Below are 26,022 nucleotides of genomic sequence, written 5' to 3' on the forward strand. Positions count from 1 at the left end.
GTAGGCCGCCGCGACGAGCCCGTCCCGCAGCCGGGCGGGGACGCTGCCAGGGGTCACCGGGCGGCGGGGTCCGCGACCGGCTCGGCGTCCGGCACGGGCGTGCGGCCGACGGCGCGGTGGACCCGGGCGCCGCGCTGCACGGTGGTGACGAGGCTGGCGGCGAGCAGCAGGCCGAGGACGACGTGGAGCACGACCACCGGCACCCCGAGGGCCTGGGTGGACCAGGTGGCGAAGATGCCGAGCGCCAGACGGTCCCCGCGCTCGGCGATGCCGTTGTCCGCGACGACGCCGACGCTCTCGGCCTTGGCGCGGGCGTACGGGACGAGCGCCCCGGCACCGACCACCGCGACCGACAGCACCGTGCCGAGCGTGTCGCCCTCCAGGTGGAAGTACACGGCGAGCGCACCGAAGATGCTGGCGTCGGCGACGCGGTCGAGCGTGGAGTCCAGGAACGAGCCCCACAGCGTCGACTTGCCCGACAGCCGCGCGACGGTCCCGTCGAGGGAGTCGAACATGGCGAACAGGAAGATCAGCCAGGCGCCCGCCTCGAGCCGGCCGGCGGGCCAGAAGACGAGCGCGCTGACGACGACGCCGAGCGTCCCGGCCACCGTCACCGCGTTCGGCCCGATGCCCACGGCCACGAGGGCACGGGCGGGCGCGGCGAGCAGCAGCCGCACCGTGCCGCGCAGGCGCCGGGCTAGCACGCCTGCTCCCACGCGTCCGCGAGCAGCCCGCGGGTCTCCGACAGCAGCACCGGCACCGCCTTGGTGCGCGCGACGACCGGCAGGAAGTTGGAGTCCCCGCCCCAGCGCGGGACGACGTGCTGGTGCAGGTGGGCCGCGACCCCGGCCCCGGCCACCGGTCCCTGGTTCATGCCGAGGTTGAAGCCGTGCGGGTGCGAGACGTGGCGCAGCACGCGCATCGCGGACCGGGTGAGCGAGGCGACCTCGGCCACCTCGTCCTCGGTGAGGTCCGTGTAGTCGGCGACGTGGCGGTACGGGCAGACGAGCAGGTGGCCCGGGTTGTACGGGTACAGGTTGAGCACGACGAACGCGTGCTCCCCGCGCGCGACGACGAGGCCCTCCTCGTCGGGCAGGCCGGGCACCCGGCAGAACGGGCACTCGCCCTCGGAGTCGTCGGCGGGCTTGTCCTGCCCGGACAGGTACGCCCAGCGGTGCGGGGTCCACAGCCGCTGGAAGGCGTCCGGCACCCCGGTCATGAGGCCGGGCTCGACGGGTCCCTGCTCGACGGGGCCCTGCTCGACGGGTCCCTGCTCGACGGGTCCCTGCTCCCCCGCCCCGGTCTGCCCGGTCACACCTGCACGCGGTCGCGCACCGCCTGGACGATGCGGGCCACCGCCTCCTCGACGGGCACGGCGTTGTCCTGGCGGCCGTCGCGGTAGCGGAACGACACCGCGCCCACGGCCACGTCGTCGTCGCCGGCGATCAGCTGGAACGGCACCTTCTGCTTGGTGTGGGTGCGGATCTTCTTCGGCATCCGGTCGTCGGAGACGTCGACCTGGACCCGGACCCCCTGCGCCCGCAGCAGCCCGGCGACGTGCTGCAGGTGCGGCACGTGCTCGTCGGTGACGGGGATGCCGACCACCTGGACGGGGGCCAGCCACGGGGGGAAGGCCCCGGCGTAGTGCTCGGTGAGCACGGCGAAGAACCGCTCGATCGAGCCGAACAGCGCGCGGTGGATCATCACGGGGCGCTGCCGGGTGCCGTCGGCCGCCTGGTACTCCAGCTCGAAGCGCTCGGGCAGGTTGAAGTCCAGCTGGATGGTCGACATCTGCCAGGTGCGCCCGATGGCGTCGCGGGCCTGGACGGAGATCTTGGGCCCGTAGAACGCGGCGCCGCCGGGGTCGGGCACCAGGTGCAGGCCCGAGGCCTCGGCCACCTCCTGCAGGGTCCGGGTCGCCTCCTCCCAGGTGTCGTCGTCGCCGACGGACTTGTCCGGGTTGCGGGTCGACAGCTCGAGGTAGAAGTCGTCGAGGCCGTAGTCCCCCAGCAGGCCCAGGACGAAGGTGAGCAGGTCGGTGAGCTCGTCCTTCATCTGCTCACGGGTGCAGAAGATGTGGGCGTCGTCCTGGGTGAAGCCGCGGGCCCGGGTCATGCCGTGGACCACGCCAGACTTCTCGTACCGGTAGACCGTGCCGAACTCGAACATCCGCAGCGGCAGCTCGCGGTAGGACCGGCCCCGGCTGCGGAAGATGAGGTCGTGCATCGGGCAGTTCATCGGCTTGAGGTAGTAGTCCTGCCCCTGCCGACGGACCTGCCCGTCCGCGCCGCGCTCCTCGTCCAGGTGCATGGGCGGGTACATGCCGTCGGCGTACCAGTCCAGGTGGCCCGAGGTCTCGAACAGCTGGGCCTTGGTGATGTGCGGGGAGTAGACGAAGTCGTAGCCCGCCTCCTCGTGCCGGCGCCGGGAGTAGTCCTCCATCTCGCGCCGGACGATGCCGCCCTTGGGGTGGAAGACCGCCAGGCCCGACCCGATCTCGTCGGGGAAGCTGAACAGGTCGAGCTCGGTGCCGAGGCGGCGGTGGTCGCGGCGCTCGGCCTCGGCGAGCCGCTCGGTGTAGGCGGTGAGCTCCTCCTTGGTCGGCCACGCGGTCCCGTAGACGCGCTGCAGCTGGGGGTTCGTCGAGGAGCCGCGCCAGTAGGCGGCGGCCGTGCGCATGAGCTTCCAGCCGTTGGCCAGCATCCGGGTGCTCGGCACGTGGGGCCCGCGGCACAGGTCCTTCCAGGCGACCTCGCCGCCTCGGCGGACGTTGTCGTAGATGGTCAGCTCGGCGCCGCCCACCTCGGCGTCGGCGCCCTCGGCCGCACCCGCGGCGTCGGGGCCCTTGAGACCGATGAGCTCGAGCTTGTACGGCTCGCCGGCGAGCTCGGCGCGCGCCTCGTCCTCGGTGACGACGCGGCGCCGGAAGGTCTGGCCCTCCTTGACGATGCGCTGCATCCCCTTCTCCAGCGCCTTGACGTCGTCCGGGGTGAACGGCACGTCGACGTCGAAGTCGTAGTAGAAGCCGTCACGCACGGGCGGGCCGATGCCGAGCCGGGCGTCGGGGCGCAGCTGCTGGACCGCCTGGGCCAGGACGTGGGCGGCGGAGTGGCGCAGCACGGCCAGGCCCTCGTCGGAGGACGAGGACACGGCCTCGACGGCCTCGCCGCCGGCCAGCGGGGAGTCCAGGTCGCGCAGGACGCCGTCCACCCGGGCGACCACGGTGTCGCGGGCCAGGACGCCGGCGGCCTCGAGCGCCTCCGAGGCCGGGGCCCCCGCGGCGACCTGCACCTCGGCGCCGTCGACCGTCACCGTCACCGTGGGGCCGGTGGGGGCCTCGGGCGGGGTGCTCTGGTCCGGTGCGGGGACGGTCTCGGTCATGGGCGCCACGGTAGTGGGGCCGCGGCGACCGGCAGGGACCGGCGAGGACCGGCGCCGCGCGGCGGCCCTCCCGAGGGGTGACCCGGTGCGACATGCGATCGACACAGGGTCGTCACGCCGGTGACGCACGGCGTGCCTAGGTTCGCGGCGACCCGCCCGTGACCTGAGAGGACCTCCGTGACCCGTCCCGCCACCCGCCGGCTCGGCACCGCTGCCGCCGCGCTCCTCACCACCGCCGCCCTGTCCGGCGGCGTCCTCACCGTCGACACCTCGGCCCTGCCCGCGCTCGTCGCGACCGCGCCCCGCGCCCCCGCGCTGGCCGCCGTCGACCTGGAGACCGCCACCGCGGCCGACCTGTCCGCCCTGCTGGCCACCCGCCGCGTCACCAGCCGCCAGCTGGTGGCCGCCTACACCGAGCGGATCGAGCTGCTCAACACCGACGGGCCCGGCATCAACGCCGTCCGCGCGCTCAACCCCGACGCCGTCGACGACGCGAGGGTGCTGGACCGCGAGCGCAGCCGGGGCGTCGTCCGCGGCCCGCTGCACGGGGTGCCCGTCCTCCTCAAGGACAACATCGACGTCGCCGGGATGCCGACGACCGCGGGCTCGATCGCCCTGGAGGACAGCTACCCCGCCACCGACGCGCCGCTGGTCACCGCCCTGGAGGAGGCGGGCGCGGTCGTGCTCGGCAAGACGAACCTCAGCGAGTACGCCAACTTCACCACCGCCGGCATGCCCAGCGGCTACAGCTCCCTCGGCGGGCAGGTGCTCAACCCCTACGACGCGAGCGTCACGCCGTCGGGGTCCAGCTCGGGCACCGGGGCCGGCATCGCCGTGGGGATGGCCCCGGTCGGCATCGGCACCGAGACCTCGGGCTCGATCCTCAGCCCGGCCCAGGCGAACTCGCTCGCGGCGGTCAAGCCGACGGTCGGCCTGGTGAGCCGCACCGGCATCATCCCGATCTCCGCGACCCAGGACACGGCCGGGCCGATGACCACGACGGTCACCGACGCCGCGCTGCTGCTGGACGCCATGGTGTCGGTGGACCCCGAGGACCCCGCGACCGCGGGCGCCGCGCCGTACGTCGACCTCGACTACGCCGCCGCACTGTCCGACACCTCGCTGCAGGGCGCGCGCCTCGGGCTGGTCGTCCCCGCGCCGACGACCCCGCCCACCCCGCTCAACCCGCTGCTTCAGGCGGCGGTCGACACCCTCACCGCCCAGGGCGCGACGCTCGTGCCCGTCACGGTGCCGGGCAGCCAGGCCCCCTCGATCCTCGTCGCGGAGTTCGAGCGCGACATCAACGCCTACCTGGCGCGGCTGCCCGAGGAGGCGCCGATGGACACCCTCAGCGACATCGTCGCCTTCAACCAGGGCCGGCCGGAGATGAAGTTCGGCCAGACGCTGCTGGTGGAGTCCGAGGCGGTCGACCTCACGGACCCGGCCACCCTCGCGGCCTACGAGGCGGCCCGCACCCAGGGGCTGACCGAGAGCCGCGCGAGCATCGACACGGTCCTGACCACCAACGACCTCGACGCCGTCGTGTCGCTGTCGGCCACCACCGGCGTGGCCGCCCGCGCCGGCTACCCGAGCGTGTCGGTGCCCGCGGGCTACGCCGCGGCGAACGGCCGGCCGGCCAACGTCACGTTCATGGGCACCGCCTTCGCCGAGGAGACGCTGCTGAGCCTGGCCTACGACTACGAGCAGGCCAGCCTGCTGCGCCGCCCGCCGTCCGAGGTCAACCCCACCCTGTTCCGCTGCCTCGAGCCCGAGGAGGAGCGCGACGACAGCTGCGCGCCCTGACCCCTCCCTCCGGGGCAGGGACGGCTCCGCCGACGGCGGGACCCACACCAGGTGGGTCCCGCCGTCCGGCGGCCCCGACGCGTCGTCAGCCCGGCGCCCTCAGGCCGGGTCGTCCCCCGCGACCGCGGCGAGCACGCCCTCGCCGTAGGTCGCGAGCTTGGTCTCGCCCACGCCGCTCACCCGGCCCAGCTCGGCCAGCGACGCGGGCGCGTCGAGGGCGACCTGCCGCAGCGTGGCGTCGTGGAAGATGACGTACGCGGGCACGCCGCGCTCCTTGGCGGCAGCGGCGCGCCAGGCGCGCAGCCGCTCGAACACCGTCTGCACCTCGGCCGGCAGGTCGGCGGCGGCCGAGGCGGACCGGCGGCTGCGGGAGGCGGGCCGGGGCTGCTCGCGCCGGAGCAGCACCTGCCGCTCGCCCCGCAGCACCTGCCCGCTGCCCTCGGTGAGCGCGAGCACGCCGTACTCCCCCTGCACCGCGAGCAGCCCCTGCGCGAGCAGCTGGCGCACGACCCCGCGCCAGCCGGCGTCGGTGAGCTCGGTGCCGATGCCGAAGGTGCTCAGCCCGTCGTGGCCCTGCTGGGTGACCTTGGGCGTCGTCTTCCCCAGCAGGATGTCGACCGACTGCCCGGCGCCGAAGGCCTGGCCCCGCTCGCGCTGCAGCCGCAGCACCGTGGACAGCAGCTTCTGCGCCGCGACGGTGCCGTCCCAGGTCTCCGGCGGCTCCAGGCAGGTGTCGCAGTTGCCGCAGGGCGCGGACTCCTCGTCGAAGTAGGCGAGCAGCTGGACCCGCCGGCAGGTCGCGGTCTCGCAGAGGGCGAGCATGGCGTCCAGGTGGGCGCCGAGCGCGCGGCGCCGGGCCAGGTCGCCGTCGGAGGTGTCGATCATGCGCCGCTGCTGGACGACGTCGTTGAGGCCGTACGCCAGCCAGGCCGTGGCGGGCAGCCCGTCCCGACCGGCCCGCCCGGTCTCCTGGTAGTAGCCCTCGACGGACTTGGGCAGGTCGAGGTGGGCGACGAAGCGGACGTCGGGCTTGTCGATGCCCATCCCGAAGGCGATGGTCGCGACCATGACGACGCCCTCCTCGCGGAGGAAGCGCTGCTGGTTCCGCAGCCGGACCGACGCGTCCAGGCCCGCGTGGTACGGCAGCGCCGTGATGCCCGCGGCCACGAGCTGGTCGGCGACCTTCTCCACCGACGCCCGCGACAGGCAGTAGACGATGCCGGCGTCGCCGGGGTGCTCGGTGCGCAGCAGCTCCAGCAGCTGGGTCTTCGGCTCGGCCTTGGGCACCACCCGGTAGCGGATGTTCGGCCGGTCGAAGCTGGCGACGAACTGCCGCGCCGAGCCCAGGTCGAGGCGCCGGACGATCTCCTCCCGGGTCTGCGTGGTCGCGGTCGCGGTGAGGGCGATGCGCGGCACGTCGGGCCAGCGCTCGTGGAGCACGGACAGCGCCAGGTAGTCCGGCCGGAAGTCGTGGCCCCACTGGGCGACGCAGTGCGCCTCGTCGATGGCGAACAGGCTGACCCGGCCGCGGTCGAGCAGCCGCTGGGCGCCCTGCCCGCGCAGCGCCTCCGGGGCCAGGTACAGCAGGTCGAGGTCGCCGGAGACGAACGCGTCCTCCACCTCCTGCCGCTCGTGCGGCAGCAGGGTGGAGTTGAGGAAGCCGGCCCGCACCCCGGCGGTCCGCAGCGCGTCGACCTGGTCCTGCATGAGGGCGATGAGCGGGGAGACGACGACGGCGGTGCCCTCCCGGACGAGCGCGGGCACCTGGTAGCAGAGCGACTTGCCGCCGCCGGTGGGCATGAGGACGAGCGCGTCACCGCCCCCGACCAGGTGCTCGACCACCTCGCGCTGCCCGGGCCGGAACTCGTCGTAGCCCCAGACCCGGCGCAGGGCCTCCAGGGCCTCGTCGACGTCGGCCGCGGGAGCGAGGTCGGTGGGCACGGGGCGAGCCTATGACGGCCGGCACCGCACGGGCTGCGGCCCGGGGGCCCCTGTGCACGAGGATGGCGGGATGGTCTACGGCGTCGCACCGGTGGGCGAGGAGCGGGCGGGGTACGGCTACCGCGGTCTGGTGGTCCGCGCCGGCGCGCAGGCGGTCCTCGAGCGAGCCCGCGCCCTCGGGTTCACCGGGTGGGTCGGCCCGCAGGAGGGGCCCGACGTCGTCGTGGTCGCCGCGGGCACGGGGCTGTTCGTCGCCGACGGCGGGCGCGACCTGGAGGACGTCGGCGCCGAGATGGCGCGGCTCGGCCCGACCCTGCTCGTCACCGTGGTGCGCGACCGGCTGCTCGCGCTCGTGCTGCTCCGGGAGGTGGGTGACGTCGAGGACGGCGGCGACGGCGTCGAGGCCCTCCGCTACCTCAGCGAGCCGTCGGTGCTCGACCCCGACGACGACGACCAGCCCCGCGGCGAGCACCACGCCGGGGCGATGGCGCGGGCGTTCGGCGTGCCGGGCGTGGCGGGCGAGCTGCGCGACGTGCTCGCCGAGGCCCTGGACCCGGAGCACTACATCGAGTCCGAGCGCCTCGGCCGGGTCCTCGCCCTGCTCGGCCTGCCCGGCTGGCTGGTGTCGAGCTGGACCCTGCCGCGCCCGATGTCCGTGGGGCCGGCACGGCTCACCCGGCTCCGCGCCGGCAAGACGGGCCCGGCCGGCGTGGTCGCGGGCTGGGCCGCCGCCCGGTCCCGGCGGGCCCGCCAGGTCGTCTCGCGACGCCCCGACGGGCCCCGCCCCGACGGCCTGGGGGCCGGCCCGGGCGACGACGTGCTGTGGTGAGCGGGCCGGACCGGCCTCAGGCCGGGACGGTCCCGGTGCGCGCGAGCTCGGAGAACCAGCGGGCGCTGTCCTTGGGCAGCCGCTCCTGGGTCTCGTAGTCGACCCGGACGATGCCGAAGCGCTTGGAGTACCCGTAGCCCCACTCGAAGTTGTCCAGCAGCGACCACACGAGGTACCCGCGCAGGTCGACGCCGCGCGCCAGCGCCCGGTGGCACGCCGTGACGTGGCGGCGCAGGTAGTCCACGCGCTCCACGTCGTGCACGGCGCGGCCGCCCGGCGCCGTGGGGTCCTCGACGACCTCGTCGGCGAAGGCCGCCCCGTTCTCGGTGACCATGAGCGGCAGGCCCGGGTACCGGGCGGCGAGGTCGACGAGCACCTCCTCGAGCCCGGCGGGCTCGATGTTCCACCCCATGTCGGTGTGCGGCCCCGGCTGCGGCAGGAACTCCACGTGGTCGGCGCCGGGCCACGGCGTGCCGCCCATGTCCTTGTGCCCGTCGGCCATGAGGCGCGGTCCCGTGCCGTCCCAGCGACGGACCCGGGTGGTCGCGTAGTAGTTGACGCCCAGCACGTCCAGGGGCTGCCGGACCGTCGCCGCGTCGCCGTCGCGGACGAACGACCAGTCGGTCAGCGCCGCCGTGGCCGCCACGACGTCCTCGGGGTAGCCGCCCTCGAGCAGCGGCTGGAGGAACACGCGGTTGGCGAGCCCGTCGACGAGCCGGACCGCGTCGGCGGCCCCCTCGCCCTCGCCCCGGAAGACGTGCATGTTGAGGGTGACCGAGTACTCCGGGGTGCCCGTCGACGCCGCCCGCAGCGCCTGCACCGCGAGCCCGTGGCCCAGGTTGAGGTGGTGGACGGCGGCCAGCGCCGCGGCCGGCTCGGTGCGCCCCGGCGCGTGCGCGCCCGAGCCGTAGCCGAGGTACGCCGAGCACCACGGCTCGTTCATCGTCGTCCAGGTGCCGACCCGGTCGCCCAGGGCGGTGCCGAGCAGCGCCGCGTAGTCCGCGAACGCCTCGGCGGTCGCGCGCACGGGCCAGCCGCCCTCGTCCTCCAGCGCCTGCGGCAGGTCCCAGTGGTACAGCGTCGCGACCGGGGTGATGCCGCGGGCGAGCAGCCCGTCGACGAGCCGGTCGTAGAACGCCAGGCCCTCGGGGTTGGCGGGCCCCCTGCCGGTCGGCTGCACCCGCGACCAGGCCACCGAGAAGCGGTAGGCGTGCAGCCCGAGCGAGGCCATGAGGTCGAGGTCCTGGTCGAGCCGGTGGTACTGGTCGGCGGCGACGTCCCCGGTGTCCCCGCCCCACACCTTGCCCGGCGTGCGGCTGAAGGTGTCCCAGATGCTGGGTCCCCGCCCGCCCTCGTGCGCGCCGCCCTCCACCTGGTAGGCGGCGGTGGCCGAGCCGAGCACGAAGCCCGGCGGGAGGACGAGCCCTCGCCCGCGGTAGTCGTCGTCCGGGCCGGTCCGGGAGACCGCGGCCAGGTCGACCGAGCGGCCGGGGCCGTCCGGGCCGCCGGGGTGCACGGCCTGGGCCGTGGGGGCGCTCATGCCTCGAGCCTGGCGGTGCCGGCGGTGGCAGGCACCTCGGCCCCGCCCACGAGGCGTGCCCGGAAGGCGACCGGCGGCTCGGCGGTGACGGTGGCGCCCGAGGCGTCGCGGGCGACCCGGAACGTCGTCACCGCGCCGGTGGTCGGGTGGGTGACGACCACCGCGCGGTCGCCCTCGCCGGGGTGGACGGTGACGAGCGCACCGTCGGCGTAGTCGTAGTCCGGGGTGTCGGAGCGGGAACCGGTGACGAGCACCGCCCCCTCGTGCACCCACAGCGGCGCGGAGTCGAAGCCGTGGCGTTCGGTACGCCAGCTGCCGCCCGTGACCACCTCGTCGGTGAGCAGGTTCGTCCAGCGCCCGGCCGGCAGGTAGTAGGTCACCTCGCCGTCGGCGGACATGACCGGGGCGACCAGCAGGTCCGGGCCGAGCATGTACTGCCGGTCCAGGTGGTCCACGGCGGGGTCGCCCGCGAACTCCAGCTGCATGGGCCGCATGAACGGCAGGCCGTGCTCGTGGGCGGCGAGGCCCACCTGGAACAGGTACGGCATGAGGCGGAGCTTGAGCGTGGTGAAGGTGCGGGCCACCTCGACCGCGGACTGCCCGGGCTCCTCGGTGCCGTCGTCGAACGCCCACGGCACGCGGTAGCTCTGGGAGCCGTGCAGCCGGGAGTGGCTCGACAGCAGCCCGAAGGCCAGCCAGCGCTTGAACACCGCCGGGTCGGGGTCGCCCTCGAAGCCGCCGATGTCGTGGCTCCAGAAGCCGAAGCCGCTCATCGCCAGGCTGAGGCCGCCGCGCAGGCTCTCGGCCATGGACTCGAAGGAGCTGGAGCTGTCGCCGCCCCAGTGCACGGGCAGGCGCTGGCCCCCGGCGGTCGCCGAGCGCGCGAACAGCACGGCCTCGCCCTCGCCGCGGACCTCCTGCAGCACGTCGAAGACGGCCTGGTTGTACAGCTGGGCGTACCAGTTGTGCATGACGCCGGGGTCGGTGCCGTCGTGCCAGACGACGTCGGTGGGCACCCGCTCGCCGAAGTCGGTCTTCACCGCGTCGACGCCCTGCGCCAGCAGGCCGCGGACCTTGTCCTGGTACCAGGCGGTCGCGTCCGGGTGGGTGAAGTCGACCAGGGCCATGCCGGCCTGCCACATGTCCCACTGCCAGGTGCTGCCGTCGGCGCGGCGGACCAGGTACCCCGCCTCGTGCGCCTCGTCGAACAGCGGCGACGCCTGCGCGATGTAGGGGTTCAGCCAGGCGCTCACCCGCAGGCCGCGCCCGTGCAGGCGGGCGAGCATGCCCTCGGGGTCCGGGAACGTGTCGGGGTCCCAGCGGAAGTCGGTCCAGCGGAACTCGCGCATCCAGAAGCAGTCGAAGTGGAACACCGACAGCGGCAGGTCCCGCTCGGCCATCCCGTCGATGAAGGCGTTGACCGTCTCCTCGTCGTAGTCGGTGGTGAACGACGTCGACAGCCACAGCCCGTAGCTCCAGGCCGGCACCCGCGCCGGGCGCCCGGTGAGGCGGGTGTAGCGCTGCAGCACCTCCCGGGGGGTGGGCCCGGCGACGACGAGGTACTCCAGGGTCTCCCCCGGCACGCTGAACTGGACCTGCTCGACGGCCTCGCTGCCCACCTCGAACGAGACGTGCTCGGGGTGGTTGACGAGGACGCCGTAGCCGCGGTTGGTGAGGTAGAACGGCACGTTCTTGTACGACTGCTCGCTGGACGTGCCGCCGTCGGCGTTCCACACGTCGACCGCCTGGCCGTTCTTCACCAGCGGGCCGAAGCGCTCGCCGAGGCCGTAGACGAGCTCGCCCACGCCGAGGGACAGCTGGGCGCGGACGTAGGAGCGGGCCGGCGCCAGGCCCGTGGTGCTCACCCCGGCGACGCCGGCGGGCTCGGCCGCGACGGGGGCACCGTCGTCCAGGCCCATCCACCCGACGGACTTCTCGCCGCTGCGGGTGAGGACGCGCCCGTCGTGCTCGAAGCGCAGGTCCCACGGCGCGCCGAGCCGGACCCGGGCGGTGAGGCCCCCGGTCTCCAGGACGCCCTCGCCCCCGTCCACCCAGGCGCTGCCGTGGCCCTTCTCGGCGCCGACCAGGTCGAAGCCGGGCGAGGCGGGCGTGCCGCGGTGGTGCTCGATCCGGACCCTGACCACGCCCTCGAGCGGGCTGGACAGGGTGACCGTGAGCACCGGCCGGTTGAGGGTGTCGCCGCGTCCGGCGATGACGCGGGTGGGTGCCTGGACGACCAGCCGGTCCCCGCCGGGGGCGTGGCGGGCCTCGACGTGGCGCGCCTCGCGGGCGAGCTGGGCGTCGACGCCCGGCCGGGTGTGCCAGAACCCGTCGGTGAACTTCACTTCACTGCTCCTGCCGTGATGCCCCGGGTGAGGGTGCGCTGGAAGACGAGGAAGAACACGAGCGTGGGGAGCAGCCCCAGCAGCGCGGAGGCCGACGTCGTCGTGACGTCCATGAGCCGGTCGCCCTGCAGGACCGTCACCGCGACCGGGACCGTCTGCACGTCGTTGCTGACGAGGAACGTCAGCGGGATGAGGAACTCGTTCCACGTCCAGATGAAGAAGAAGATGAGCAGCACCGACAGGGTCGGGCGCGAGATCGGGACGACGACGCGCAGGAGGATCTGCAGCCGGCTCGCCCCGTCCAGGGCCGCGGCCTCGAGCATCTCCTTGGGGAACGTGCCGTAGACGCTGGCCAGCAGGTAGGTGCCGAACGCGCTCTGGATGACGGTGAAGATGATGACCACCGACCAGATCGAGTTGTAGAGCCCGACCTCCTTGAACATGAAGTACAGCGGGTAGAGCAGCACCTCCTGCGGGAGCATGTTGGCCAGCAGGATGAGCAGGACGACCCAGGTCCGCCCCTTGATCCGCCCGATGCCGAGAGCGAAGGCGTTGAGCACCGACAGCGTGACGGCGAAGACCGCCACGAGCCCGGAGATGACGAAGCTGTTCCACAGCTTCTGCGGGAAGTCGACCCGCTCCCAGAAGGCGACGATGCCATCGGTGTAGAGCGCCGAGGGCAGCGACAGCGGGCCGCCGGTGCTGTAGTCCGCCGGGGACTTGAAGGAGTTGACGAGGATGAGCAGGAACGGCACGGCGATGAGCGCGCCGACGGCGACGGCGAGCGCGAGGGTCGCCCAGTCGCCGACGGTGCGGCGGGCCCGGCGCCGGGGGGCCGGGGTGCGCTCGCGGGGCGGGCCGCCCTGGGCGGGGACGAGGGTGCCTGGTGCGGTGGTGGGCTGCGCGGTCATCGGCCCTGCTCCTCTGCTCGTTCGAGCCTGGCCTGGACGAGGACGAACGCCACCGCGAGCACGGCGATGACGACGGTGAGCGCCGTGGCGATGGTCGCGCCGTAGCCCACCTGCTGGGACTGGAAGAACTCGCTGTAGGCGTAGTAGGCGGGGACGATCGTCGAGGTGCCGGGCCCCCCGCCGGTGAGGGCGTAGACCGGCCCGAACACCTTGAGCGCGGCGATCGCGCAGGTGAGGACCACGACGAAGATCTCCGGCCGGATGATGCTCACCGTGATGGCGCGGAAGCGCTGGAACCAGCCCGCGCCGTCCAGCTCGGCGGCCTCGTACAGCTCCGGGTCGACCCGCTGCAGCGCCGCCATGAAGATGACGACCGGGTAGCCGATCTGCACCCAGACGAGCACGACCATGATGCTGGGCAGCGCGGTGCGGGGGTCGCCGAGCCAGTTGGCCTGCAGGGCGTCCAGGCCGACGGCCCCGAGCACCGTGTTGAGCGCCCCGTTCTGCGGCCGCAGGATCCAGCCGATGACGATCGCGGCGATGACGCCGGGGAGGATCTGCGGCAGGTAGTACGTGGCCCGCAGGAAGCTCGCGACCCGGCCGCCGAACTTCTTGCCGACCAGGTCGAAGAGCATCGCCGCGAGCACGAGCCCCAGGCCGGTCGGGACGACGACCATCGCCACGACCATGGCCACGGAGTTGCGGAACGAGGTCCAGAACACGGTGTCGCCCGCGAGCTCTACCCAGTTGTCCAGGCCGACGAACTCCGGCGGGCGGATGCCGCGGTAGGACGTGAACGTCAGGTAGACGTTCCAGACCAGCGGCACCAGGACGACGAGGGTGAGCAGGGCGAGGCCCGGCACCAGGTAGACCCAGTAGGTGTGGCGGCGCTGGCCCGGGATGAGGCTCGGCCGGCCCGCCCGCCGGGGGGCGGCGGTGCGCCCCCCGGCGGACGGCGCGGTGGCACCTGTCGTGCCTGCTGCGCTGGTCGGCACGACGCTCAGCCCGTGATGTCCGCGACGCCGTCGGCGTACTGCTGGCCGAGCTGCTCGTTGACCTCGGCCGGGGTCAGGGTCCCGTTGAGCAGCTCCTGCAGGCCGGCGTTGAGGTCGTCGTAGAAGGTGGCGGTGGGCCAGTCGGGGTAGAACGCCAGGCCGTCGCGCTCGTTGAGGGTGTTGAAGTTCTCGATGAGCTCCTGCGACTTCTCGTCCTCGATGTCGGCGGGGTCCGCGGCGACGGGCACGCCGCCGTTGTTGCCGATCAGGGCCTGGATCTCCGGGCGCATGGTGATGTCGATGAACTGCGCGGCGAGCTCGGGGTTGCGGGCCTCGACCGGGATCACCCACATGTTGCCGGCAGACCCGGGGGACATCTCGGCGCCGGGGTACAGGAACGTGCCGAACTCGAAGCCCTCGATCTCGGTCGTGAACCGGTTGTGCCACCAGCTGCCCGAGTAGAACATCGGGTACTCGCCGTCGATGAACGCGACACCGGCGTCCTCGGCCGCCAGGCCGGTCGCGTCGGAGGAGATGTAGCCGGCGTCGGACCACGCCTTCACGGTCTCGGTGGCGTAGCTGATCTGCTCGCCGGTGAAGTCCACGTCGTCGGCGTACAGCTGGTAGCTGTCGACCCACTCGCGGTCGGCCTTGCTGAGGGCGAGCTGGTACCAGAGCTGCCCGAGCGGGTACTCCGAGGCGGCCTCCGCCAGCGGCGTGACGCCCGCGTCGGCGAACGTCTGCATCGCCACCTCGAGCTCCTCGGTGCTGGTCGGCACCTCGACGCCGTACTCGGCGAACATGTCCTCGTTGTAGTAGAACTCCACGAACTCGCCGTAGTTGGGGACGCCGTACCAGCTGCCGGAGCCCATGATCCCGGACTCGTCGTAGCGGGCCGTGGTCTGCAGGGCCGGCGCGAGCTGGGAGTCCCAGCCGTACTCCTCGACCGCGTCGTCGAGCGGGCTCAGCAGGCCCTGGCTCGCGAGCAGGCCGGCGGTGGCGTTGCCCTTGTTGTACTCGAGGATGTCGGGCGCCTCGTCGGAGTTGAGCACCTGGCTGGCGGTGGTGCGGATCTGCTCGAAGCTGCGCTCCTCGAACTCGACCGTGGCGCCGGTCTCCTCCTCGAAGGTGGCGATGGCCTCCTCCCAGGCGATGCCCATGGCGCTGGTGTCGGACTCGAAGTGCCACAGGCGCAGGGTGTCCCCCTCGCCCCCGGCCGCGGCGTCGTCGCCCCCGCCGCCGCACGCCGCGAGCGCGAGCGCCCCGACGACCAGGACGGTCGTGCCGATCTGCAGCCTGCTGTTCCTCATGGTGCCTACCTCCTCGTAGGTGGTGCGGTGGGTGGTGCGGTGGGTGGTTTGGTGGGTCTGGGTGCGCTCTCCACGCGGCGATCGTCGAAGCGTTTCGACGATGCGGCGACGCGGCCGGTCGTGCGCCGCTCACGGCGGCGGCCGGGTCCTGCGTCGACCGTGCGCCGGCGGGTGGACGACGGCGCTGCGCGGCGTCACGGCGGCGGCCCCACGGAGCCGTGCGCGACGTACGTCGGCTCGAGGAGCTCGACGACGGGCTCGACGCCCCCCGCGAGCTGCGCCATGACGAGCTCGACGGCGCGGTCGCAGCTGCGCTCGGGCACCAGCGGCACCACGTCCAGCGGCACGGGCAGGGCGGCGGTGTCGAACGTCGAGGCGACGGACACGACGGACACGTCGCCCGGCACGGCCAGGCCGCGCTCGCGGAGCAGGTCCAGCGCGGTGGTCTGGACCGACTCCTCGCAGTGCATGACGAGGCCCGTGCAGTCGCCGTCCGGGCCGAGCAGCTCGGTGACGGCCGCCCGCGCGGAGGCCGTGTCGCGCTCGGGCATGACGAAGCGCGCCTCGAGGCCGCGCTCCTGCGCCCGGGCGAGGAACGCGTCGCGCACCCGGGGCGGGAAGTTCGACCCCTGGACGTACACCGCGTGCGGGTGCCCGAGCAGGCCGACGACCCGGTGGCCGGCGTCGGCGAGGCGGTCGACGACCAGCCGTGCCGCGGCCTCGAAGTCCAGGTCGACGCACACCAGGCCATCGGTGTCGGCGGGGACGCCGACCACCACGGACGGCACGTCGAGGGTGCGGACGAGCGCGACCCGGTCGTCGTCGGTCGTCACGTCCAGCACGACGATGCCGTCGACGAGCCGGCTCGACGTCACCCTGCGCAGGCCGGCCGTGGCCTCCTCCTGGGTGAGGAGCAGCACGTCGTAGTCGTGGCGGCGGGCGGCGCCCGCCACGGCGAGCACGAACGCCATGTGGGCGGGCGCGTAGGTGTAGGAGCGCAGCGGTTCGGTGACGGCGAGGATGAAGGTCTGGCTGCCGGCGAGCATCCGGGCCCCGGCGTGCGGCCGGTAGCCGAGCTCGCGGACGGCGTCCTCCACCTTGCGGCGGGTGGTCTCGGTGATGCGCCGCTTGCCGCTGAGGGCGTACGACACGGTGCTGATCGACACCCCGGCGGCCCGGGCGACGTCGTGGATGCTCGTCATGCCAGACCTCCCTGTCCGGTGGCGAAGCGCTTCGACGATGCAGCGCGGCACGACCGTACGGCCGGCCTCCCGGCATGCGCAAGGGTTCCCGGCACATCCGTCGAAACGCTTCCGGCGACGCAGGCCCGGGGGGCGGCTCGCTCGTCGCGGACGGTACGGGCACCGGCAGCGAGAGCCGCCAGAGACGCTGGGACAGCAGAGCGGCCCCCCGGCGGGCGGAGGCCCGCCGGGGGCCCGGCTGTCGTGCAGGGTGGGCGGTACTGGACTCGAACCAGCGACCCCGTCGGTGTGAACGACGTGCTCTACCAACTGAGCTAACCGCCCGCGGCCGCAGCGCGACCGAGGAGCATCGTAGGGGATGCGCGGCCGGGCACGGGCACGGCCGGCCCTCCCCGACGCTCAGTCGACGCCGGGGACCCGGTCGAGCAGGTCGGCGGCCGGGGAGGGCACCCAGCCCGGGATGCCGGCCAGCAGCAGCGATACCCACCACGCCGCCGCGAGGCACACCGCCACGAGCAGGACGAGGCCGACCACGACGAGGGCGCGACGGGCCGGTGACATCGCGGCGTAGGCGCGGCGCGCCCTGACCAGGCGCACCCACAGCGCCGTCCTGGCCCGGTTGGCCCAGCGGAACTCCGTGGACAGGATCGCCAGCGCCAGGAACACCAGCGCCCAGCCCTGGCCGGGGCCGGGGATCGCGACCACGCCGACGACGAGCAGGAGCCCGCCGACGACGCCGACGCCGATCCGCCAGCCCACACGCCCGACGGTGGTGCGTCGCACCCGGGCGCGGACGGCGCGGGTGCGGGCCCTCAGGTGGCGCCACCAGCGCGGCGAGCGGCGCCCGGGCCGGGTCGCGGGGTCCCCCAGGACGGGGTCCTCCTCGACGTCCGGCGCCGTGCGCTCCACGGGGTCAGCGTAGGCGCGCGTGACGCAGGGTGCAGACCGCGGGCGAGCGGGTGGTCCGGGCTGCTCCGGACGGGTGACGAGGAGGACCGCACAGGGTTTGCCACCCCCGGTCACGGGGAACGTGACAGCACACGAGCTCGGCAGGCAGCGCCCGCCGACCGCCCAGAGGAGAACCCCGTGGTCGAGAAGCACAAGGTCGACGTCGACGTCGAGGTCACCCTCCGTCTGGTGGTCCCGGACGCCGGTCCCGTCCCCCTGCCCGTGTCGCTGCGCTACGTCGCCGCCGACCCGTACGCCGTGCGCGCCCTGTTCCGCGGCGGCGACGGCGAGACGTCCGTGGAGTGGGTGTTCGCCCGCGACCTGCTGCTCGAGGGCCTCGACCGCGCCACCGGCCTCGGCGACGTCCACGTCTGGCCCTCGCGCGGGGTCGACGGTGACATCGTCGTGCTGGCGCTGTCCTCCCCCGACGGCCGCGCCGTGCTGCACGCCGACGCCGACGACATGCGGCTGTTCGTCGACCGCACGCTCGAGGTCGTCCCCGCCGGCAGCGAGCCCCTCCACCTGGACGTCGACGACGTCGTGGCGCGCCTGACCGCCTGACGGTTTTGGCACCGGTCGGCCGCTGGGCTAGTCTGCTCCAGCACCGCACGGCCGCCCCTGGCGGCCATGCGGAGAATGCGGATGTGGCGCAGTGGTAGCGCATCACCTTGCCAAGGTGAGGGTCGCGGGTTCGAATCCCGTCATCCGCTCGGAGCCGTCCCGCACGGGTGGACGTCAGCCTGGGACGTCTGCACGTGGTGGAGTGGCCGAGAGGCGAGGCAACGGCCTGCAAAGCCGTGTACACGGGTTCGAATCCCGTCTCCACCTCTCCACAGCACCACCGCACCACCCGGGTGCATCCCGGACGCGTAGCTCAGTTGGTTAGAGCGCATCCCTGACACGGATGAGGTCGGAGGTTCGAGTCCTCTCGCGTCCACCCCGAGGCCCCCGCGGGGGCCTCTCGTCGTCCCGCACCGTCCGCGCCGACGAGGGAGCACGATGCAGCGTCGCGGCGAGGACCCGGACTTCGTCGAGGCGGTCGCCCGCGGCCTGGACGTCCTCACGGCCTTCGGGCCCGGCCGCCCGGCGATGTCGCTGAGCGAGGTCGCGACCGAGACGGGCCTGGCCCGGCCCACCGCCCGGCGGATCCTGCTCACCCTGCAGGCGCTCGGCTACGCCCGGTCCACCCCGCGCGGCTGGGAGCTCACGCCGCGCGTCCTCGACCTGGGCACGGCCTACGTCCAGGCGTCCGGGCTCTGGGAGCTCGCCCGGCCGCACATGGAGGCCCTGGTCGCGCGCACCGGGGAGTCCTGCTCCCTGGCCCAGCTCGACGGCTCCGACATCGTCTACGTCGCCCGCGTCGCCGTCCCCAAGATCATCGCCCTGCAGGTGTCGGTGGGGACCCGGTTCCCGGCGGTGCCCACGTCGCTGGGCAAGGTGCTGCTCGCCGCGCTCGACCCCGCGGACCTCGCCGGCGTGCTGGCCCAGCCCAGCCGGTCCGGCGTGCAGCAGCGCTGGCAGCCCTCCCCCGCCGAGCTCGACGCCGCGCTGCGCGAGGTGCGCGCGCAGGGCTGGGCGCTCACCGACGAGCAGCTCGCCCCGGGCATCCGCTCGGTGGCCGCACCGCTGCGCGACGGCGACGGGCGCGTTGTGGCCGCCGCCAACGTCACCGTCCACGCCGCGGAGACGTCGGTGGGGACGCTGCTGGGGGAGCACCTGCCGCTGCTGCTGCGCACCGCCGCGGACATCGGCGCAGACCTGGCCCGGGTGGGCGCGCTGCCCGTCTCGGGCGCCGACCGGGCCGCGCCGGCACTGCCCGCCCGCCCCTGACACGCGCTGCCGGACCGCTCGCGCACCGTCCGCCGTCCCGGAGGACTAGACCCGGCGCAGATGGGTAGTCCTCCTCCGGCCCCCACCGCTGGCAGGGCTCCTGAGACGTCCGACGAACCGGTCGGGACGACCGGGCGTGGACAATACGAGTCCCGGTCGGACGCCCGACCGGCGGCGCACGACGACAAGAGGATGCAGCAGTGATGGATGTGTGGCCCGGCAGCCCGTACCCCCTGGGGGCGACCTACGACGGGAGCGGCACCAACTTCGCCGTGTTCTCCGAGGTGGCGACCAAGGTCGAGCTGTGCCTGCTCGACGACGCCCGCCGCGAGCGCGAGCGGATCGAGATGCCCGAGGCCGACGGCTTCGTGCACCACGTATACCTGCCCGGCGTCCAGCCCGGCCAGCGCTACGGCTTCCGCGTGCACGGGCCGTACGACCCCTCGCGCGGCCTGCGCTGCAACCCCAGCAAGCTGCTGCTCGACCCGTACGCCAAGGCGATCGAGGGCATGGCCGACGGCGACGAGTCGCTGTACTCCTACCGCTTCGGCAAGGACGACAACCGGATCCAGCGCCTGGACTCCCGGCTGCACACGATGCACTCCGTCGTCGTCAACCCGTACTTCGACTGGGGCAACGACCGGCCGCCGCGCAAGCAGTACCACGAGACGGTCATCTACGAGGCCCACGTGCGCGGCATGACGCAGCAGCACCCCGGCATCCCCGAGTCCATCCGCGGCACCTACGCCGGCATGGCGCACCCGGTGATGATCGACTACCTGCGCGACCTGGGCGTGACCGCGGTCGAGCTCATGCCGGTGCACCAGTTCGTCCAGGACGGGCACCTGCAGGAGAAGGGGCTGCGCAACTACTGGGGCTACAACACCATCGGCTTCTTCGCGCCCCACAACGAGTACTCCGCCACCGGCCAGCGCGGCCAGCAGGTCCAGGAGTTCAAGGGCATGGTCAAGGCCCTGCACGAGGCAGGCATCGAGGTCATCCTCGACGTGGTCTACAACCACACCGCCGAGGGCAACGAGAAGGGCCCGACCCTGGCCTTCCGCGGCCTGGACAACCAGGCGTACTACCGCCTGGTCGAGGAGAACCCCAAGCACTACTACGACACCACCGGCACCGGGAACAGCCTGCTCATGCGGCACCCCCACGTGCTGCAGCTGATCATGGACTCGCTGCGCTACTGGGTGACCGAGATGCACGTCGACGGCTTCCGCTTCGACCTGGCCTCCACCCTGGCCCGGCAGTTCCACGAGGTCGACCGGCTGAGCGCGTTCTTCGACCTGGTCCAGCAGGACCCGGTCGTCAGCCAGGTCAAGCTCATCGCCGAGCCGTGGGACATCGGCGAGGGCGGCTACATGGTCGGCAACTTCCCGCCGCTGTGGACGGAGTGGAACGGCCGCTACCGCGACACCGTCCGCGACTTCTGGCGCGGCGAGGCCGGGTCGCTGGGCGAGTTCGCGGGCCGCATCACCGGCTCCTCGGACCTGTACGCGCACTCCGGCCGCAAGCCGATCGCGAGCATCAACTTCGTCACCGCGCACGACGGCTTCACGATGAACGACCTGGTGTCGTACAACGAGCGGCACAACGAGGCCAACCTCGAGGACGGCAACGACGGCGAGAGCCACAACCGCTCGTGGAACTGCGGCGTCGAGGGCCCGACCGACGACCCCGCGGTGCAGCAGCTCCGCGCCCAGCAGCACCGCAACTTCCTCGTCACGCTGCTGCTCAGCCAGGGCGTGCCGATGATCCTGCACGGCGACGAGCTCGCCCGGACCCAGGGCGGCAACAACAACGGCTACGCGCAGGACAGCCCCATCACGTGGATGGACTGGGACCTCGACGAGGACCAGGAGGTGCTGCTGGAGTTCACCCGCCGCCTGGTGGCCATGCGCAACGGCCACCCGGTGTTCCGCCGCCGCCGCTTCTTCACCGGCGCCGACGCCGCCGGGCCGGGTGCCGGCACCACGGACACCGTCGCGGACATCGCCTGGCTGACGCTGGCCGGGGACCGGATGAGCCCGCAGGACTGGGACAACGGCTACGCCCAGTCGGTCATGGTGTTCCTCAACGGCGACGCCATCGCCGAGCCGGACACCCGCGGCGAGCGGATCGTCGACGACAGCTTCCTGCTGCTGTTCAACGCCTCCCCGCAGGACCTCGACTTCTCGCTGCCCGGCCTGGAGTACGGCGAGCACTGGCACGTCGTCGTCGACACCGGCGACCCCGCCCACCTGCCGCCGCGGACGCACTCGTACACCTCGGGCGCGGCGGAGTCGAGCAGGCTGTCCAGCGGCCGCGACGCCGAGCGGCTGTCGCGGCTGGCCCCCGGGGACGCGCGCACCGTCGCGGCCCGCTCTGTCGTGGTGCTGCGCAGCGACAAGCGGACCCACGCGTGAGCGCCCCCGCGCCGGACCTGTCCGACGTGGCCGACCTGCCCGACGTGCCCGGTGCGGGGGTGGGCCGCCCGGTGCTGTCGACGTACCGGTTCCAGCTGCGGCCGGAGTTCGGCTTCGCGGACGCCCTCGCCGTCGTGGACCACCTCGCCGACCTCGGGGTGTCCCACGCCTACCTGTCGCCGGTGCTCACCGCGTCGCCGGGCAGCACCCACGGCTACGACGTGGTCGACCACTCCCGCATCAACCCCGAGCTCGGCGGGGAGGAGGGCCTCCGCGCCCTGGCCGACGCCCTGCACGCCCGCGGCCTCGGCGTCATCGCCGACGTGGTGCCCAACCACATGGCCGTGCCGAGCCCGCTGTGGCACAACCGCGCGATGTGGTCGGTGCTGCGCGACGGCCCCGGCTCCACGTTCGCCCGCTGGCTCGACGTGGACTGGACGGTGCCGCAGCGCGCGGTGCTCATGCCGGTCCTGGGCTCCCGGATCGGCGAGGTGCTCGACGCCGGCGAGCTCCGGCTGGCCCGCGAGGAGGTCCCGGTCGGCGAGGACGGCGCGGTCGTCACCGAGACGGTGCTGCGCTACTTCGACCACGTCCTCCCGGTCCGCGCCGGCACCGAGGACCTGCCGATGGCCGAGCTCGTCGACCAGCAGTGGTACCGGCTGGCCCACTGGCGGGTCGCGGACGAGGAGCTCAACTACCGCCGCTTCTTCGACGTCGACACCCTCGCCGCGGTCCGCGTCGAGGACGAGGCCGTGTTCGAGGCCACCCACCGGGTGCTGCTCGACCTGTTCTCCCAGGGCGTCCTGGACGGCTTCCGGATCGACCACCCGGACGGCCTCGCCGACCCGCGCGGCTACCTGCGCCGGCTCTCGGCCGCCCGCGGCCCCGCCGGGCAGGCGCCCTACGTCGTCGTGGAGAAGATCCTCGAGGGCGAGGAGGCGCTGCCCGCCGACTGGCCGTGCGACGGGACCACCGGCTACGAGACGCTGCGCCGGATCACCGGCGTGCTCGTCAACCCCTTCGCCGAGGCGCCGCTCACCCTGCTGCACCACGAGATCGGGACGAGCGCGGGTGCCGCGGTCGGCGACTACCACGAGCTCGTCGACACCGCGAAGCGCGAGGTCGTCCAGGGCGGGCAGTACGCCGAGGTCCACCGCCTCGTCGACCTGCTCGTCGACATCTGCGCCGACGACATCCACCTGCGCGACCACACCCGCCGCGCGCTGCACGACTCGGTCGTGGAGCTGCTCGTGGCCATGGAGCGCTACCGCGCCTACGTCGTGCCCGGCGAGGAGCCGGACGCCGAGGCCGTCGCCGTGCTGTCCGAGGCCGCGCACCGCGCGCGCGAGCGGCTGCCCGAGGACCGGCAGGCCACCCTCGACCTGGTCACGCACCTGGTCCTGGGCCGCGACCTGGTGGCCGGCTCGTCCGGCGCCCTCGCCGAGGGCTCGCAGGAGCAGGGCGGCGCGGACGGCCTCGCCCGCCGCCGCGAGCTCGTCGTCCGGTTCCAGCAGACCTGCGGCCCCGTCATGGCCAAGGGCGTGGAGGACACGGCGTTCTACCGCTGGCAGCGCTTCGTCGCGCTCAACGAGGTCGGCGGCGACCCCGCCCGCTTCGGCATCACGCCCGAGGAGCTGCACGCAGCCGCCGAGCGGACCGCGGCGACGTGGCCCTCGACCATGACGACGCTGTCCACGCACGACACCAAGCGCAGCGAGGACGCCCGGGCGCGGCTGCTCGCCGCGGTCGAGGACCCCGAGCGCTGGGTCGGCGCCGTCCGGGGCTGGCACGAGGCGGCCGCCCCGCTGCGGCAGGGCGACCTGGTCGACGGCGACACCGAGCTCCTGCTGTGGCAGACCCTGGTCGCGACCTGGCCCGTCACCGAGGAGCGCCTGGTCGGGTACCTGGAGAAGGCCACCCGCGAGGCCAAGCTGCACACCACGTGGACGAGCCCCGACGAGGCCTACGAGGGCGCCGTCACCGCGCTGGCCGCCGGGGTGCTCGCCGACCCCGACCTGTCCGGCGACGTGGCCTCCTTCGTCGAGGCGGTGCAGCCGTGGACCCGCGCGACGACGCTGGCGCAGAAGGCGCTCCAGCTCGTGCTGCCGGGCGTGCCCGACGTCTACCAGGGCACCGAGACGGTCGACCGCTCCCTCGTCGACCCGGACAACCGCCGGGCCGTCGACTACGAGGACCGCCGTGCCCGGCTGGCGCACCTCGACGGCGGCGGGGAGCCGCGCGACCTGGACGACGAGAAGCTGCTCGTCACCAGCCGCGCGCTGCGGCTGCGCCGTGACCTGCCCGCGGCCTTCGTCGGCCCCGACGCCGGCTACGAGCCGGTCGCCACGTCCACCGGCAACGCGTTCGCCCTCGGTCGCGGCCCGGTCGGCGCGCCCGAGGTCGTCCTCGTCGTCACGCGGCGCCCGGGCGAGCTCGACCGGCTCGGCGGCTGGGGCCGGCACACCGTGTCGCTGCCCGAGGGCCGCTGGGTCGACGTGCTCACCGGCACCGGCCACGAGGGCGGGGGCGTGCCCGCCTCCGACCTGCTCGACCGGCTCCCCGTCGCCCTGCTGCGGCGGGCGTGATGGCAGCACCGCGCCGCCCGGGCGCCCCGTCGCACCGTCTCGCCCGCCGCGGGGCGCTCTGGCAGGGTCGTCGCCGATGAGCCACACCTTCGCCGTCTGGGCGCCTGACGCCAGCACCGTCGACCTCGTCCTCGTCCGGGACGCCACCGGGCCCGAGGACGGCCAGCGCAGCCTGCGCCCCATGACCAAGGTCGACGGGGGCTGGTGGCGCCTGGCCGTCGGCGGCACCGGCCACGGGACGGACTACCTGTACTCCGTCGACGGCGGCGACCCCGCCCCGGACCCGCGCTCGTCCTGGCAGCCGTTCGGGGTCCACGGGCCGAGCCGGCTGTTCGACCCGTCCCTGCACTCCTGGGCCGACGACGGCTGGCGCGGCCGCGACGTCCGCGGCGCCCTGCACTACGAGCTGCACGTCGGCACCTTCACGCCCGAGGGCACGCTGGACGCGGCCGCCGGGATGCTCGACCACCTGGTGTCGGTGGGCGTCGAGGTCGTCGCGCTCATGCCCGTCGCGGCCTTCCCCGGCCGCTGGGGCTGGGGCTACGACGGCGTCCACCTGTTCGCCGTGCACGACCCGTACGGCGGCCCGGCCGCGCTGCAGCGGTTCGTCGACGCCTGCCACGCCCGCGGCCTCGCCGTGTCCCTCGACGTCGTCTACAACCACCTCGGGCCGGCAGGGAACTACACGTCGGTGTTCGGGCCCTACTTCACCGACGCCCACGAGACCCCGTGGGGCCAGGCGGTCAACCTCGACGCCGAGCACTCCGCGGAGGTCCGGCGCTGGATCTGCGACAACGCGCTGCGGTGGTTCCGCGACTTCCACGTCGACGCGCTGCGCCTGGACGCCGTCCACGCCCTCGTCGACGACTCCCCCCGCCACGTGCTCGCGCAGCTGGCCGAGGAGACCGCGGCGCTGTCCGACGGGCTGCACCGGCCGCTGTCGCTCGTCGCGGAGTCCGACCTCAACGACGCCGTCATGGTCACCCCGACCACCGACGGCGGCCTGGGGATGACGGCGCAGTGGGACGACGACGTCCACCACGCCCTGCACACGCTCATGACCGGCGAGCGGCAGGGCTACTACGCCGACTTCGGCAGCGCCGACGTGCTCCGGACGGTCTGGCGCGAGGCCTTCTGGCACGCAGGGCGGCACTCGACGTTCCGCGGCGAGGTGTGGGGCGCCCGCGTGCCGGCCGGCACGTCGGGCCACCGGTTCCTCGCCTACGCCTCCAACCACGACCAGATCGGCAACCGCGCGGTCGGCGACCGTCCGTCGGCGACGCTGTCGCCCGGGGAGCTGGCGGCCGAGCTGGCCCTGGTCCTCACCTCCCCATTCACGCCCATGCTCTTCATGGGCGAGGAGTGGGGCGCGACGACGCCGTTCCAGTTCTTCACCGACCACGGCGACCCCGAGCTGGGGCGCGCGGTGAGCGAGGGCCGTCGCCGGGAGTTCGCCGGCCACGGCTGGGACGCCGAGGACGTGCCCGACCCGCAGGACCCCGCCACGCGGGATGCCTCCGTGCTCCGCTGGGACGAGCCCGGCGAGCCCGTGCGGACCGGGCTGCTGGACTTCGTCCGCGACCTGGTGCGGCTGCGCGCAGCCGAGCCCGACCTGCGCGACGACGACCTCGGCGCGGTCGAGGTCGACGCCGGTCCGCCGGACGAGTCCCGCGTCGACGGCCGGCCCGAGTGGCTCGTCGTGCACCGGGGCGCCTGGCGCGTCGTCGTCGTGCTCGCCGACCGCGAGACCGAGGTGCCGCTGCACGGCCACGGCACCCTCGCCCGGCACTGGGGCCCGGCCCGCACGACCGGTCGCACCGTGGTGCTCGGCGGCCCCGGCGCGGCCCTGGTGCGTCTGCACGACTGACGCGTCCGCCGTCTGATTCGTCGCAACGGCACCCTGCGACGGTCTAGCCGGCACGACGGCACCCTGCGACGGGACAGCTCCGGCGCAGGGTGCCGTCGTGTCGGAACGGGGTGGTGGT

18 protein-coding genes and 4 tRNA genes are annotated in these 26,022 nt (G+C 73.9%); 10 read left to right on the forward strand and 12 right to left on the reverse strand.

The annotated features are described in order from the left end of the window. Positions 1-53: 53 nt before the first annotated feature. The 3 genes from pgsA to thrS form a co-directional block, all read right to left on the reverse strand. Positions 54-704, reverse strand: coding sequence for a phosphatidylinositol phosphate synthase (pgsA, locus tag WCS02_RS04105; protein ID WP_340290131.1), 651 nt, complete (start codon positions 702-704; stop codon positions 54-56). Beyond that, on the reverse strand, positions 698-1,219 hold the full coding sequence (locus tag WCS02_RS04110; protein ID WP_340290208.1) for an HIT family protein: 522 nt from the start codon (positions 1,217-1,219) through the stop codon (positions 698-700). The genes pgsA and WCS02_RS04110 overlap by 7 nt, the downstream gene beginning before the upstream one ends. 92 nt (positions 1,220-1,311) lie before the next feature. Next, entirely contained in the window at positions 1,312-3,381 is a 2,070-nt protein-coding gene (gene thrS, locus WCS02_RS04115) for a threonine--tRNA ligase (RefSeq protein ID WP_340290134.1), read from the reverse strand. A 177-nt stretch (positions 3,382-3,558) separates the two neighbouring features. Here thrS and WCS02_RS04120 point away from each other — a divergent pair, with 177 nt between their 5' ends. Continuing rightward, the gene (locus WCS02_RS04120; protein WP_340290137.1) at positions 3,559-5,184 is read left to right on the forward strand and encodes an amidase family protein; all 1,626 of its coding nucleotides are present in this window, start codon (positions 3,559-3,561) and stop codon (positions 5,182-5,184) included. A 99-nt stretch (positions 5,185-5,283) separates the two neighbouring features. Here WCS02_RS04120 and recQ read toward each other — a convergent pair whose 3' ends face one another. Continuing rightward, the gene (gene recQ / locus WCS02_RS04125; RefSeq protein WP_340290140.1) at positions 5,284-7,125 is read right to left on the reverse strand and encodes a DNA helicase RecQ; all 1,842 of its coding nucleotides are present in this window, start codon (positions 7,123-7,125) and stop codon (positions 5,284-5,286) included. 70 nt (positions 7,126-7,195) lie between these two features. Between recQ and WCS02_RS04130 the strand changes: the two genes are divergently transcribed. Further along, the gene (locus WCS02_RS04130; RefSeq protein WP_340290143.1) at positions 7,196-7,954 is read left to right on the forward strand and encodes a hypothetical protein; all 759 of its coding nucleotides are present in this window, start codon (positions 7,196-7,198) and stop codon (positions 7,952-7,954) included. Between the two features lie 16 nt (positions 7,955-7,970). Here the strand turns inward: WCS02_RS04130 and WCS02_RS04135 are convergent, their stop codons facing one another. The 8 genes from WCS02_RS04135 to WCS02_RS04170 form a co-directional block, all read right to left on the reverse strand. After that, the gene (locus tag WCS02_RS04135) at positions 7,971-9,494 is read right to left on the reverse strand and encodes a GH1 family beta-glucosidase (RefSeq protein WP_340290146.1); all 1,524 of its coding nucleotides are present in this window, start codon (positions 9,492-9,494) and stop codon (positions 7,971-7,973) included. After that, on the reverse strand, positions 9,491-11,839 hold the full coding sequence (yicI, locus tag WCS02_RS04140) for an alpha-xylosidase (RefSeq protein WP_340290149.1): 2,349 nt from the start codon (positions 11,837-11,839) through the stop codon (positions 9,491-9,493). The genes WCS02_RS04135 and yicI overlap by 4 nt, the downstream gene beginning before the upstream one ends. Continuing rightward, positions 11,836-12,750, reverse strand: coding sequence for a carbohydrate ABC transporter permease (locus WCS02_RS04145; protein ID WP_340290152.1), 915 nt, complete (start codon positions 12,748-12,750; stop codon positions 11,836-11,838). The genes yicI and WCS02_RS04145 overlap by 4 nt, the downstream gene beginning before the upstream one ends. After that, a complete protein-coding gene (locus WCS02_RS04150; protein ID WP_376984048.1) occupies positions 12,747-13,652 on the reverse strand; it encodes a carbohydrate ABC transporter permease in 906 nt (301 codons plus the stop codon). The genes WCS02_RS04145 and WCS02_RS04150 overlap by 4 nt, the downstream gene beginning before the upstream one ends. A gap of 98 nt (positions 13,653-13,750) precedes the next feature. After that, positions 13,751-15,055 carry an ABC transporter substrate-binding protein gene (locus WCS02_RS04155; RefSeq protein ID WP_340290155.1) on the reverse strand — a complete coding sequence of 435 codons (1,305 nt, stop codon included), beginning with the start codon at positions 15,053-15,055 and terminating at the stop codon, positions 13,751-13,753. 194 nt (positions 15,056-15,249) lie between these two features. Then, positions 15,250-16,257: a LacI family DNA-binding transcriptional regulator gene (locus tag WCS02_RS04160; protein ID WP_340290158.1), complete on the reverse strand. Its 1,008-nt coding sequence runs from the start codon at positions 16,255-16,257 to the stop codon at positions 15,250-15,252. Between the two features lie 251 nt (positions 16,258-16,508). Then, positions 16,509-16,581 (reverse strand) — tRNA-Val (locus WCS02_RS04165). Positions 16,582-16,656: 75 nt separating this feature from the next. Further along, positions 16,657-17,166: a PGPGW domain-containing protein gene (locus tag WCS02_RS04170; protein WP_340290161.1), complete on the reverse strand. Its 510-nt coding sequence runs from the start codon at positions 17,164-17,166 to the stop codon at positions 16,657-16,659. 177 nt (positions 17,167-17,343) lie between these two features. Here WCS02_RS04170 and WCS02_RS04175 point away from each other — a divergent pair, with 177 nt between their 5' ends. The 8 genes from WCS02_RS04175 (at position 17,344) to treZ (ending at position 25,904) form a co-directional block, all read left to right on the forward strand. Further along, entirely contained in the window at positions 17,344-17,766 is a 423-nt protein-coding gene (locus WCS02_RS04175) for an SsgA family sporulation/cell division regulator (protein ID WP_340290164.1), read from the forward strand. Positions 17,767-17,843: 77 nt separating this feature from the next. Next, a tRNA-Gly gene (locus tag WCS02_RS04180) sits at positions 17,844-17,915 on the forward strand. 47 nt (positions 17,916-17,962) lie between these two features. Next, positions 17,963-18,033: transfer RNA gene (locus WCS02_RS04185), tRNA-Cys, on the forward strand. 35 nt (positions 18,034-18,068) lie between these two features. Then, positions 18,069-18,142: transfer RNA gene (locus tag WCS02_RS04190), tRNA-Val, on the forward strand. A gap of 62 nt (positions 18,143-18,204) precedes the next feature. Further along, positions 18,205-19,035, forward strand: a complete 831-nt coding sequence (locus WCS02_RS04195) for an IclR family transcriptional regulator domain-containing protein (RefSeq protein WP_340290167.1) — start codon at positions 18,205-18,207, stop codon at positions 19,033-19,035. 203 nt (positions 19,036-19,238) lie between these two features. Continuing rightward, positions 19,239-21,452: a glycogen debranching protein GlgX gene (glgX, locus tag WCS02_RS04200; protein ID WP_340290170.1), complete on the forward strand. Its 2,214-nt coding sequence runs from the start codon at positions 19,239-19,241 to the stop codon at positions 21,450-21,452. Beyond that, the gene (treY, locus tag WCS02_RS04205) at positions 21,449-24,037 is read left to right on the forward strand and encodes a malto-oligosyltrehalose synthase (RefSeq protein WP_340290173.1); all 2,589 of its coding nucleotides are present in this window, start codon (positions 21,449-21,451) and stop codon (positions 24,035-24,037) included. The genes glgX and treY overlap by 4 nt, the downstream gene beginning before the upstream one ends. 76 nt (positions 24,038-24,113) lie before the next feature. Then, on the forward strand, positions 24,114-25,904 hold the full coding sequence (gene treZ, locus WCS02_RS04210) for a malto-oligosyltrehalose trehalohydrolase (protein ID WP_340290176.1): 1,791 nt from the start codon (positions 24,114-24,116) through the stop codon (positions 25,902-25,904). Positions 25,905-26,022 lie beyond the last annotated feature (118 nt).

The organism is Aquipuribacter hungaricus, from assembly GCF_037860755.1.
Lineage (GTDB): Bacteria > Actinomycetota > Actinomycetes > Actinomycetales > JBBAYJ01 > Aquipuribacter > Aquipuribacter hungaricus.